Annotated in this window: 10 protein-coding genes and 1 tRNA gene; 6 read left to right on the top strand and 5 right to left on the bottom strand. The window is 35.3% G+C overall.

What is annotated here, in order from left to right:
• Window positions 1-157: 157 nt before the first annotated feature.
• Entirely contained in the window at window positions 158-3,466 is a 3,309-nt protein-coding gene (gene carB / locus SOI82_RS01695) for a carbamoyl-phosphate synthase large subunit (RefSeq protein ID WP_320667665.1), read from the bottom strand.
• 123 nt (window positions 3,467-3,589) lie between these two features.
• On the opposite strand from carB, the gene SOI82_RS01690 reads away from it, so the two are divergent.
• From SOI82_RS01690 to SOI82_RS01670, 5 genes are all read left to right on the top strand, one after another.
• Window positions 3,590-4,225: a DUF3318 domain-containing protein gene (locus SOI82_RS01690; RefSeq protein WP_320667664.1), complete on the top strand. Its 636-nt coding sequence runs from the start codon at window positions 3,590-3,592 to the stop codon at window positions 4,223-4,225.
• Window positions 4,218-4,577 carry a ribosome silencing factor gene (rsfS, locus tag SOI82_RS01685; protein ID WP_320667663.1) on the top strand — a complete coding sequence of 120 codons (360 nt, stop codon included), beginning with the start codon at window positions 4,218-4,220 and terminating at the stop codon, window positions 4,575-4,577. The genes SOI82_RS01690 and rsfS overlap by 8 nt, the downstream gene beginning before the upstream one ends.
• 8 nt (window positions 4,578-4,585) lie before the next feature.
• Window positions 4,586-5,095 carry a CGLD27 family protein gene (locus SOI82_RS01680; RefSeq protein WP_320667662.1) on the top strand — a complete coding sequence of 170 codons (510 nt, stop codon included), beginning with the start codon at window positions 4,586-4,588 and terminating at the stop codon, window positions 5,093-5,095.
• The gene (locus SOI82_RS01675) at window positions 5,092-6,069 is read left to right on the top strand and encodes an asparaginase (RefSeq protein ID WP_320667661.1); all 978 of its coding nucleotides are present in this window, start codon (window positions 5,092-5,094) and stop codon (window positions 6,067-6,069) included. The genes SOI82_RS01680 and SOI82_RS01675 overlap by 4 nt, the downstream gene beginning before the upstream one ends.
• 46 nt (window positions 6,070-6,115) lie before the next feature.
• Window positions 6,116-6,192: transfer RNA gene (locus SOI82_RS01670), tRNA-Met, on the top strand.
• Window positions 6,193-7,196: 1,004 nt separating this feature from the next.
• Here the strand turns inward: SOI82_RS01670 and SOI82_RS01665 are convergent.
• From SOI82_RS01665 to SOI82_RS01650, 4 genes are all read right to left on the bottom strand, one after another.
• The gene (locus SOI82_RS01665; protein ID WP_320667660.1) at window positions 7,197-7,940 is read right to left on the bottom strand and encodes a type 1 glutamine amidotransferase; all 744 of its coding nucleotides are present in this window, start codon (window positions 7,938-7,940) and stop codon (window positions 7,197-7,199) included.
• Between the two features lie 82 nt (window positions 7,941-8,022).
• Window positions 8,023-8,823 carry an ABC transporter permease gene (locus SOI82_RS01660; RefSeq protein ID WP_414153518.1) on the bottom strand — a complete coding sequence of 267 codons (801 nt, stop codon included), beginning with the start codon at window positions 8,821-8,823 and terminating at the stop codon, window positions 8,023-8,025.
• Window positions 8,824-8,830: 7 nt separating this feature from the next.
• Window positions 8,831-9,646, bottom strand: coding sequence for an ABC transporter permease (locus SOI82_RS01655; protein WP_320667658.1), 816 nt, complete (start codon window positions 9,644-9,646; stop codon window positions 8,831-8,833).
• Window positions 9,643-10,629, bottom strand: a complete 987-nt coding sequence (locus SOI82_RS01650; RefSeq protein ID WP_320667657.1) for an ATP-binding cassette domain-containing protein — start codon at window positions 10,627-10,629, stop codon at window positions 9,643-9,645. Before SOI82_RS01650 ends, SOI82_RS01655 begins: the two co-directional genes overlap by 4 nt.
• A gap of 302 nt (window positions 10,630-10,931) precedes the next feature.
• Here SOI82_RS01650 and SOI82_RS01645 point away from each other — a divergent pair, with 302 nt between their 5' ends.
• On the top strand, window positions 10,932-12,266 hold the full coding sequence (locus SOI82_RS01645) for a Rieske 2Fe-2S domain-containing protein (protein WP_320667656.1): 1,335 nt from the start codon (window positions 10,932-10,934) through the stop codon (window positions 12,264-12,266).
• Window positions 12,267-12,488: the final 222 nt, after the last annotated feature.

The following is a 12,488-nucleotide window of genomic DNA, read 5'->3' as shown; positions in this document are numbered from 1 at the left end:
TATCTAACTAAACAACAAATGAAAAACTAATTGGGAATATTAAAATCTAATTTAAGTTTAAATCTTATATATTGATAATTCATTGAATAATAATAAGTTTAATTTAAGCAATATATTAATTTTTCTAAGTAATAAATATCCTTAGATAGTCTTAAATTTATTTATGTATATCTTGAAGTGCTGAAATAGAGAGTTCTTGTTTTTGTAGTGATGAAATAGCTTCAACTGCTGCCCGAGCACCTGCCAAAGTAGTAAGTATTGGCACTCTATAATCTAAGGCTGCTCGTCGAAGGTATTTATCATCATGTGCTGCTTGACGGCCAATAGGTGTATTAATTACCAGCTGGATCTGACCAGATCGTATTAGATCTTCAATGTTAGGTCTTCCTTCATGAACCTTTAATACCTTTTCTACTTTTATATCAAATTGACTGAGAGCACTTGCAGTCCCGGACGTTGCAACCAGACCGAAGCCTAATTGAACAAGGCTTTTTGCAACAGGAACTAACGCTGGTTTATCACGATCATGAGTCGATAGAAAAACAATACCAGTAGTTGGCAAGGCCTCGCCTGCCGCTAGTTCTGATTTGGCATAAGCCATACCAAAAGTTGGGGCAGATCCCATAACTTCGCCAGTGGACCTCATTTCTGGGCCAAGTACGCTGTCTGCTCCAGGAAATCTTCTAAATGGTAATACTGCTTCTTTCACAGTTTGTATTGGTGGGATAGGTTCTTTTGTTAAACCAATACTTGTTAGTGTTTTTCCGCTCATCAAACTTGTTGCAATACGCGCTAAAGGGACCCCTGTAGCTTTAGAAACGAATGGAACTGTTCTAGAAGCTCGTGGGTTTGCTTCAATAATAAATACCTGTTCAGTGCCAACGTTGTTCCTTTGTACAGCAAACTGAAGATTAATTAGTCCAGTAACTTTCAATTCTAATGCTAATGCTTTTGTCCAACTTCTTATTGTCTTTAAAGCATTCTGCCCAAGAGAGACTGTAGGCAAACAACATGCCGAATCTCCAGAATGTATTCCAGCAGGTTCAATATGCTCCATAACCCCACCTATCACAACATTACCCTCAGAGTCACAAAGAGCATCTACATCTACTTCAATAGCATTTTCTAGATATTGATCAATTAAGACAGGATGATCTGGTTCTACATTGACGGCTTCTGATATATATCTATTTAACTCATTTTCATCAAAAATTATTTCCATTGCTCTACCACCAAGAACATAAGAAGGACGAACTACAACTGGATAACCAATATTGTTAGCAATATTTCTAGCTTCCTCAACAGTTCTTGCAATACCGTTCTTTGGCTGACGAATATCTAGTTTTCTTAAAATCTGTTCAAATAGTTCACGGTTTTCTGCTTGGTCAATTGAAGTTGGCGATGTTCCCCATATTCTTGTCTTAGATTCAGATATTTTTGATTCCTTCAACCACTTAAGCAAAGGTAGCGATAGTTTCAGTGGTGTTTGCCCTCCAAATTGAACAATTACTCCATCTGGCTGTTCCTCTTCAATAACATTAAGAACATCTTCTAATGTTAAAGGTTCAAAATACAATCTATCACTAGTATCATAGTCAGTAGATACAGTTTCAGGGTTACTATTAATCATTATTGTGGAGAAATTACTCTTTTGCGCCTCAAATGAAGCGTGACAACAACAATAATCAAACTCTATACCTTGTCCTATCCTATTTGGTCCTCCACCAAGTATTAAAACCTTTTTTTTGCTTTCTACTTTGACCTCATTTTGAATATCTAACGGTTCAATTTTTTGATCATTTGTGATTCTCTTTATAGTCCTTTCATAAGTGGAGTAATGGTAAGGAGTATTAGACGCAAATTCGGCTGCGCAAGTATCTACAGTTTTATATAAGGGCATGATTAAATAATCCTCTCTTAGCCTTCTCACATCAAATTGATTTGATTTAGTAGCCCAAGCGATTTGAGCATCTGAAAAACCAAGCTGTTTTAGTTGTAATAAGCTATCATAATTTAAATCACTCAATTTTTTATTAGAAAGGTATTTCTTTTGCACATTTATTAAATTTCTCAACTTAGATATAAACCACGGATCGATATGACTAAGTGAATGTATATCTTCATTACTTCTTCCTTGTAACATAGCAACTCTAATTGCCATAATTCTTTCTGGAGAAGGAGATCGTAAAAGTAAGTCAATTTCCTGCTGGGACAATAATTTATCAGGTCGGTCACATCCCCATCCGGAATGTCCTGTTTCAAGTGATCTAATAGCTTTTTGGAATGATTCTTCAAAACATCTTCCAATTGCCATTGCCTCTCCTACAGATTTCATTGATGTATTCAATATAGAAGAACTACCCTTAAACTTTTCAAATGCAAACCTTGGAATTTTAGTCACAACATAGTCAATTGTAGGCTCAAAACAGGCTGGTGTTTTTCCAGTTATATCATTAATAATTTCGTCCAATGTATATCCTACAGCTAACAATGCTGCAATTTTTGCTATTGGAAATCCAGTTGCTTTACTTGCTAACGCAGATGATCTACTAACCCGAGGATTCATCTCTATAACTACTACAGATCCATCACTTGGATTGACTGCAAATTGAATATTACTACCACCAGTATCTACACCAATCTCTCTAATGATTTTTATTGAACAATCTCTTAACTGCTGATATTCCTTATCAGTTAATGTTTGAGAAGGTGCAACTGTAATTGAATCTCCAGTATGCACACCCATAGGGTCAAAATTCTCAATACTGCATATAATTACAACATTATCTGCCTTATCCCTCATAACCTCAAGTTCAAACTCTTTCCAACCTAATAAAGATTTTTCAATGAGTATTTGATTAACTGGGCTAGCCTCCAGGCCTGCCTTACATATTGCATTAAATTCCTCAATGTTATATGCAATACCACCTCCACTTCCTCCCAGAGTAAAGGCTGGGCGAATGATTCTAGGAAAGCTAGCTATTTCATTACCAACTTGACAAGCTTCTTCTATAGAAGATGCAATGCCAGAAGGGCAAACATTAACTCCAATACGTTCCATAGATTGCTTAAAAAGCAATCTATCTTCAGCTTTTCTAATTGCTAAAAGATCTGCACCTATTAATTCGACCTCATATTTTTTTAGAATTCCGCTTTCTGCAAGATCAACAGCAATATTGAGGGATGTCTGCCCCCCCATTGTTGGAAGTAAGGCTTGAGGTCGTTCTAATTCAATTATTCGAGTGACTATATCTGTAGTTAATGGCTCGACATAAGTTCGATCTGCCATCTCTGGATCAGTCATTATTGAGGCTGGATTGGAGTTCACAAGTACAACCTCATAGCCCTCAGCTCTGAGAGCTTTACAAGCCTGTGTTCCGGAATAATCGAATTCACAAGCCTGTCCGATCACTATTGGACCAGAACCAAGCAGGAGAATTCGACGTAGATCAGTACGCCGGGGCATAAGCTTTAAAAATTAATTCCACTTGGTACAAGCTTCACAAGTAGTTGAATGCAGAGTACTAAGTAAAGTATGAAACTACATCACAGTTGCCACTAACTTGGTTAGGCAGGAGATTTTTATACCATGAGCGAACTTCAGCGCCTAAAAGGGCTGCTGCCTCCAGAAAATCAAAGCTGGGTGTTCGTGGAGGCAGCAGCAGCCGTAGATCCACCTTTAATAACCCTCGAAGAGATTGGGCGTGATGAAGTTGAAATTCAAATTGACTTAGATCAGTGGGATGACTTTGCTCAAGATCATCGGAACATGCTTTTTTGGCATGAAGTTGGCCGTATTCAAAATGACACCATTCCAAGAGATGGCTGGGAAATGGCAGCACTTGCTATTGGGCTAGGTGGAGCTATTGGGGAATTGTGGGTCCAAGATGGGTTGTTGCTCCTGATGGCACTCGGTCTATCAGGCTTTGCTGGATATCGCTTATATCTAAAGAATAATTCAGAAAAAAGATTGCAGGATGCAATATCCGCCGATGAAAGGGCTATAGATTTGGCATGCCGCTTTGGTTATAGCGTTCCTAATGCATATAAAAGTTTAGGAGGAGCTTTGAAGGAAATGGTCGAAAAAACAAGGAAAAAGAAAAAAAGATCTTTTTACGAAGATAGATTAGAAGCTCTTCGTAAAAGTGCTGAAAAAGCGAGAGCAGAAATGGCTCAACAAGAAGGTTCACGTCAATCAGTAACAAGCGAAAATGTATATGGATAGTAATCAGCTTGCTGAATTAGCTGCAGAAGCATGTGATGACAAAAAGGCTAAAGACATCCAATTAATACGTATAGCAGAAGTATCTATTCTGTCTGATTGGATAATAATCACAGAAGGTCTAACAGATGTTAATGTAAGGGCAATTATTCAATCAGTTGAAGATAAATTAAAAGTAAAAGCCAATAGAGTGCCAATTAGACGTGAAGGTATTAATGAAGGCAAATGGGCACTCCTAGACTATGGTGACCTAATTATTAATGTGTTTCAGCCACACGAACGTCAATATTACGAATTAGAATCCTTTTGGAGCAATGGTGAAAAACATTCATATCTAACATCTGAGAAGACATAATTTATAACATGTCCCAAGAAAATATATATTGTCCTGTACCAAGAGCACAAATACCCATAGAAGAATTTGTGGAAATGTCTAAATCATGGTTTTTTTCCTGGCCTATCAATAATGACTCACACTTTAATAGGAAGCTATTCATAAGTTGGATGCTTGTGTTACCTATTAATCTGATTCTAGGAACCGGTAGTTTACAATTAAGAAGCGATATACCTAAGCTTCTAGCACTTAGTAGCCTGGCAAGCCTTGTTTTTCCTTTAATTCTTCTAATTAGACTATGGTTAAGCTGGCAATATATCCTAAAAAGACTTTATTCTGAAAAAATAGAATATGAAAAGTCTGGTTGGTATGATGGAGCTAAATGGGATAAGCCCATAGAGTGGAGACAAAGAGATCTACTTATTGCACGTCATGATGTAATGCCAATCATCCACGAAATCAATCAATCAATTATAGTAATAATATCAATCATTGTTAGTGGATTAATGATTTACTATCTATATAATAAATTGCTATGAATATCCCAAATAGTTTGGCCAGTTATGAGCGTTTAAGATCAGCACCTTTAACAGTAAATCTTAATCGAGGTTCTAGTGTGGAATCTACTCATAGGGTACACGCTGTGGTATCTGATGAGAAAGGGAGAGTTTTACTAAATGCCGGTCAAGCTGATTATTTGACATTTATAAGGTCAGCATTAAAACCTTTTCAAGCCTTGCCTTTTATAAATAGTGGAACAGCAGAAAAAATAGCATGTAGAGATAAAGGAATTGCAATATGTTGTAGTTCACATAATGGCAGTACTAAACATGCCAGAGAAGCATTCAAAATCCTATGGAGTTCAGATTTAAATGTTGATTTATTGCAATGCCCTATACCAAAAGGTTGTAGAAGTCCCCTTGAACATAATTGCTCAGGAAAACATTCCGCATTCTTAGCTACCTGCAAAAAAATGAAATGGCCACTAGATAATTATCTAGATGGAAAACATCCCCTTCAATTAGAAATATTTAGGCGAGTTAGTGAACTTTTAGGACAACCATATGAAGAATTTATAGCTGCTAGAGATGACTGTGGAGCGCCAACGATACTTCTAAATCTTTCACAAATGTCTGTACTTTATGCTCATTTAAGTAAATCAAGTCATGCAGATTTAGAACAAATAAGTAGATCAATGGTTTCACATCCAGAATTAATTTCTGGTGATGGATTATTTGATACGGAATTAATGCGTCGTTCACATTTGCAAATAATAAGTAAAGGTGGCGCGGAAGGAATTCAATGCATGGCAAAGGTAGGCGATGGACTGGGAATTGCGATTAAGGTTGAAGATGGGTCAAAGCGAGCCAAGCATGCAGTGGCTCTTCATATACTTCGTCAACTTGACTGGATAACACCTTCAGCCCTGCAGGAGCTTGAAGAACAGATCCTCTTGCTATCACCAGGAGTCCAACTGGAAGTTAAAGGACAACTTAAATTTCAGCAAAATTGAATATTTATAGTGTTCTTAACTTTGAGGTTGTATGCTTGTAGTGCTTCGCGGGGTAGAGCAGTCTGGTAGCTCGTCGGGCTCATAACCCGAAGGTCGGGAGTTCAAATCTCCCCCCCGCCACCAATTACAACTAGGGGCTTATGCCCCTTTTTTTTTGTCTATAACTAGTCTGAAGAGTATGCCAGCGATTTACAAACTTGTTTCAGCGTGTTTCTAGCGTATTCAGCAAATATCAACTTCAGGGGGAGTCCCAGGGGGAGTTTCATGCTTCGGGCTAGCGTCCCGAAGGTCATATATAAATAAGCCAATTAAAACAATTAGTTGGTTAATATGGCCTTTGTGTATACAAAACCTACTTAAAGTATCCTGAGTTAAATATTTTGCATTAGTCGAATATAACGTTTATTGTTATTCATAAATTCTGTTCTTAGGTGTTATTTGTTCTGTATATTGGAGTTTAAAAATATCTCAATTGTGCGAAATTCAGCGGATAAGAATCAAGGGGAGTGCCAAGGGGAGCTCTAGAGCCAAGGACTGTATTAGCAAGGGTTCTGTGCTTAATTCCGTCTAGCTATAAACCCGAAGGTCGTGGGTTCTAATCTCTCCCCCGCACCCACATAATTATTGGAGCACTGATCCTTAGAAGATTTGGCAAAATCCAGAAATAATACCAATACATAAGAAAAAGTAATGCTCTTCTTACATTCTCAAGTGAATATAACTCTATTCAAAAAGAAACTTTAAAATTTTAAGTTTCTCAAATAATCTACAATGATATAATTTTTAGAAACTAATAGGACTATATATGACTATATAAATAAGAATTTTCGGACTCATAGAAAAACTAAATGAATCAAGAATGAGGCAATAAGAAATATAGTACTAGAAAAGAGTAAATCCACCTATTGCTTGAGAAGTATTCTTACGGGAAAGTTGGCAAAAGATATCTAGCAATGAACCTATTACCTAAATTGGTACAGGCTACTCCTCATGGAGGCACGATACATGAATACCCATTAACTGGGGGCAAAAGATCCTTTCAAAGATATTTGGGCTGTTATCTTGGCACCTGTAAATTCTGTGAAAATCTAGAAGATGCCTCTGAATATTTAGAAATGATTGAGTCTTCAATTTGAATCCTTTGACAAAAGAGAAGAAGCCAAATTATATAAAAAAGACCTTCTAATCGATTCTGTGTCTTTAGAAATAATATTATGATCACTTAACAATTGAGAAGCACCTTTTAAACCTACTGCTTTAAGTACAAAATCCCGATCCTCATCCAACCAAACCTTAAAATCATCATCAACTACTTCAACATGAAATTGAAGTCCATAAGCATGAGATCCTATTCTAAACATCTGTTCCTTACATACTGAACTAGTTGCTAGCAATGTGGCATTATCAGGCAGTAAGATTCGATCTTTGTGCCAATGTAATGCATAAAATGAACTATTTATTGAGCCAAGAAATTCCTGCTTTATAATTTCAGTGACAAACTCTAATTTTGACCAACCAACCTCATATATCGGAATATTATTAATGTCAGTTAAATAAGTAATAGTACCTCCAGCCATATGAGCAAGTAGTTGAGCTCCTAAACATATGCCTATAAATGGAATATTATTTTTGAGTACATAATCTATTAGCTTCAGTTCCTCATTTAACCATTTATAGTTTGGATTACTTAGCTCAGATATCCCCATTGGTCCGCCTAGAATTAAAACTATATCCCCTCTATCAGGAAGAGGGGAAGAATCACCCTCATAAAAACGAATAATTGAGATTTGTAGTGATAATCTGTCAGCAATTTCATAAAAGATACCTGGACCTTCTCTCTCAATGTTTTGAATAACTATGAGTTTATTCAAAATATATAATTAGCTAATATGAATATATTATCAGATAAATTGAAAAATATAATGCTTATCCTATTCATAACACGTTAGTATTTCAACTTGATGCCGAAGTATAAAAGCCTAATGCGTATTTCCAAAACCATTTAGTTAATAAAAGGAAACTAATTGAAAAGAAAGTAGAAATCATAATTACATCTACCGAAATAAGGTTTAGCATAGCTTCTGCAGGTACAGTTGTAAGAAAAGCTATAGGGATAATAAAAGTAAATATCCGTCGTAAGGATTCTGGATAAGCAGTAATAGGAAAGCGGCCAGCCACTAATGTAGAACGTAGTACCTCATTTGCATTCCATACTCGAACAAACCATATACTAGTAGTTGCGATACAAAACCACAAACTATAAAGAATACAAAGACTAGATAATAAAGTTATAGTAGAAACAGTAATTACATTATAATTTAAAGTTACTCCATTTGAATATAGTCCTATTGCTATTAATATAATGCCTGAGATTATAGATGGGAGACCCCACGGTGAAAACACTCTTAAAGAAACCCAAATTTGACTGTCAATAGGTTTTATTAGTATGTAGTCTAAAGTTCCATTCTGTACATGATTAACAATTCGACTTAAGTTAGGTTGTAAAAAAGTGGTGGTAAATCCATCTAATAATGTATACGTTCCTAAGACAACCAAGGATGCTGACCAACTCCATCCGCCTAGATTAGTATCAGGGCCATAAAATAAAGATAAAGTAAAAAGGCTACCAGCGAGATTACCTCCAACAGACAATATTTCTATGATAATATTTAATCTATATTCTAGTTCGCTATAAATACTAGTAGACCAAAAACAAATTATTAGTCTAATGTAATAGAAATTTATTGTAAACATATACTATTTAACTTCCCATTGCAGAATAGTTTCTTAGACCTGCATTCCACAATATATTACCAATGATATAAAATAATAATCCCCAAAGATACAATACAGAAAAAGAAATGAACATATCCATTTTCTGACCAGCCAATATTTTAGCAGGAAAAGAAAGTATATAAGGAAAAGGCGTAAAGTATGCTATTTTTCTGATCAAGGTAGGAAATGATTCTAATGGTGCTACTAAACCTGATAAGAATAAATAGGGAACCAAAAGCAGTCTTTCTAATGCACTTGCGCGATCAGTCCAGAAACATATCATTGCGAATACCCAATGTAAAAGAAAGCGAACTGTAAAAGCAGAGAAAACAGCAATAAAAAATAAGATGATAGATGAAATACTTGGGAGCCATAGAGAATCAGGTAATAATAGGAATACTATAGATGTTAAGACCAATACAATCGGAAATCTACTTATTTGTTCTGCTATATGAGAGAAATAATATCTCCAAAATGGATTTATGGGTTGAAGTAAATAAGGTGAAAGTCGACCCTCAATATTATCTTCTTCAAAAGAAAACATTACCCAAACGGCAGTAAATTGTCTAACAACAAATGCGGAAATAAAGTATTTACTTATCCAATCTCCATCTAATCCAATGTTTGAAGAAATTCCTGCATCCTTCCATATACCAAGCATGATTAAAGGTAAAATTCCTGAAATTGCCCATAGAATAATTTCGACTCGATATTCAAGCATTAGTGCATACTGAGAAACCAACAAGGATCTAGCTACACTAAGGAAACCCTTAAAATATTTTAAAACATTGAAAATATTCACTGGTCTATTAACCCTGTTTTTAGAAGCCTACCAATTAATTGCTCAATTGGTGGTTCTGAAACCTCTAGGTCATTAATTGGAAAATTTTTAAGTATCTCAACAAGCTCATCAGCAAATTTCTCTTTAGGTATAAGGAGTTTAATTACATTATCTTTATGGAATATTATTCTTCCATATTGATAAAATTGTTCTATATTTATCGATTTTTTCAGTTCAATCTGCAGGCAGCGAGAGGGAGATAGTTTCTCTGTTAGTTTGACAAGTGATCCATCGAAGAAAAGATGACCTTGGTTTATCAAAAGTACACGTTTGCACAAAGAAGTAATATCTCCCATGTAATGACTTGTAATCAATATAGTTGCTCCATATTTCTGATTATATGTAGAAAGAAATTCTCTTACCTTTAACTGCGAATTTATATCTAAGCCCAATGTAGGTTCATCAAGAAATAAAACTGAAGGTCTATGAATAAGAGCAGCTAGTAGTTCAGCTTTCATTCGTTCACCTAATGACAATTTTCTTACAGGTCTAGATAATTCACTATCTAGGTCGAGCATTGAAGCCAATTCCTCAATCCGACTATTAGCTTCCTTATTACGAATTCCATAAACGGCAGCATTAACTCGTAATGAGTCCAAAGGGGGTAAATCCCAAATCAACTGCTGTTTCTGACCCATTACTAGGGTTATTTGTCGGAGATAATTTTTTTTCCTCAAAAAGGGGACATGGCCTGCTACCAAGATTTCTCCACTAGTGGGATGAATTAAACCACAGAGCATTTTTAAGGTGGTAGTCTTACCTGCACCATTAGATCCAAGAAAACCAACTATTTCACCTTGCTCAATATCAAAGCAAATATTATTTACAGCAGTTATTTCACGTATTCTCCTTTTAAAGAAATGATCAATTGTTCCCTTTATACCTGGCTTCTTATCTGCTATTTTATATTTTTTTGATAGAGAGCGAACGGTAATTAGTGACATGAAGATCGTTTTTTAATTGAAGCAAGTAAAAAAGTGACCCTAATTTGTATTAAATGTATAAATAATACTTAGACAGCAAAATAATCCCTAGCATCCGAAGCCTCGTTCTGTCAGCAGTAAATCAAGTTGATAATAATTTGTCATAGAACGGAGTCTATTGCAGCGCAAGGGTTTATAGACACAAACAATTGTTGCTACAGAACTTACAAATTCACGTCGATTAGCACGAATATTCTCCCTATAGCGTAGAGTGCAAGATGGTTATAAAGATTCTTTTTCTGCATTAATGTTGGAAAGTAGCCATGAGCCAAGAGGAATTAAAACAATTTAATTCACTTAACCTGGCGGACAGTACCCCAATGAATCAATCAATAGATAGCAAGTCAGAAAGCTTATTATCAGAAAAAACTGCCATACAACCCTCTAATCAACTGGAGAGTGGTCTATTAGGTTGGTATGCAACATGTTCCAGTCGAGCAGTAAAAAGAGATGAATTATACCTATTTTCAATGTATAATGAACCACTGATTTTATATAGGGATAAAGATTTAAATGTAAAATGTATTAAGGATATGTGTCCACATAGGGGTGCATCATTTACAGGTGGACAAATAAAGGAAGGAGAATTAATTTGTCCATACCATGGAGCAAGGTTCTCCTCAAAAGGTGAGTGTACGAATTTAGATAGGATTACTTGTTCACATATTGTTGATACTAATTACGATAATTACGCAAAAAAAATACATCTATCACAATATCCTTGTATAGAGAAGAATGGCTATATATATATTTATTATACTGGAAAAGCCAAAACAAATCTTTCAGACTTTGAGATAAATTACCCACTAGAGAACTCCTTAGCAGAATCATATGGTTTTAAGATTTCTGAATATGAGTATGAAGAGGTAACAGTAGATTTCAAAGCGGATTGGGCCAGAATTATTGAAAATCACCTAGATATCCTCCATATATTTTGGGTTCATGGAGATACTATTCCTGATAAAGATGTGAGTAGAAATATTATAACAAGTTTCAATCAGGCAATAACCAGGGAAGCTAGACAAATCCAAAGTAAATATAATCACAAAGACAAATCTAAGGGGGAATTTATAACTATAAAGTTTATTCCTCCTGGAAGAGTAATTATTTACAAAGGGGAAGAAGAGAGCTCTCGTTATGTTCAAGTCTTAGACCATATACCACTTGCAGAAAACCGTGCCCGTGTAATTGTAAGGCATTATAGAAGATTCATGAAGAATAAGTTACTGACCAATCTTATACTGTTTAAAAATCTTCAACATCGCGTATTCTACAAGGTCTTTTCGGAAGATTATATGATTCTAAAAACACAATCATTTAATCAGCAAATGGGTTATATAGAAAAAGATAATGTTAAATTACTAGGAGAAGATAAGATGGTTCAATATTACTGGGATTGGCTGCAAAATGCACTAATAAAGGATCGGCCCTGGGAGCTGCATCCGACAAATGCTCACACTAATACTGTCCACAAGGATATGGAAATGTTATATCCACCAGAAAACCCAAAACTAGCAAAAAGTAATCAAAGGGCTATAGCCATGAAACTTGTTATCAGACTAATTGTTCCATTAGGGCTTTTACTACTTATTTTATAATTTATAAAATAAGAACTATTTTAGTTATTTTGGGCTATTCTTAATTAGAAAGTATAAAGCAATGAACCAAAATCAGAATAGACCTGCATGGATGAACTGGGCATTCCTAGGAATCTTTTTGTGGTCGAGTTGGCAACTATATGAATTCTGGAGTTTTAAATTAGGTTAACCTTCATCAATACTTAATATTCTTAAGATGTGATAACAAAAGGTTCTTATCAA

Origin of the sequence: Prochlorococcus sp. MIT 1307 (assembly GCF_034092395.1) — a bacterium.
In the GTDB taxonomy this organism is placed as follows: domain Bacteria; phylum Cyanobacteriota; class Cyanobacteriia; order PCC-6307; family Cyanobiaceae; genus AG-363-K07.
This window is presented reverse-complemented; position numbering and strand designations above follow the sequence as displayed.

Coding starts and splice junctions, on each gene's coding strand:
- carB (WP_320667665.1), bottom strand. CDS start 3,466: ATGCCCCGGCGTACTGATCTACGTCGAATTCTCCTGCTTGGTTCTGGT.
- SOI82_RS01690 (WP_320667664.1), top strand. CDS start 3,590: ATGAGCGAACTTCAGCGCCTAAAAGGGCTGCTGCCTCCAGAAAATCAA.
- rsfS (WP_320667663.1), top strand. CDS start 4,218: ATGGATAGTAATCAGCTTGCTGAATTAGCTGCAGAAGCATGTGATGAC.
- SOI82_RS01680 (WP_320667662.1), top strand. CDS start 4,586: ATGTCCCAAGAAAATATATATTGTCCTGTACCAAGAGCACAAATACCC.
- SOI82_RS01675 (WP_320667661.1), top strand. CDS start 5,092: ATGAATATCCCAAATAGTTTGGCCAGTTATGAGCGTTTAAGATCAGCA.
- SOI82_RS01660 (WP_414153518.1), bottom strand. CDS start 8,823: ATGTTTACAATAAATTTCTATTACATTAGACTAATAATTTGTTTTTGG.
- SOI82_RS01650 (WP_320667657.1), bottom strand. CDS start 10,629: ATGTCACTAATTACCGTTCGCTCTCTATCAAAAAAATATAAAATAGCA.
- SOI82_RS01645 (WP_320667656.1), top strand. CDS start 10,932: ATGAGCCAAGAGGAATTAAAACAATTTAATTCACTTAACCTGGCGGAC.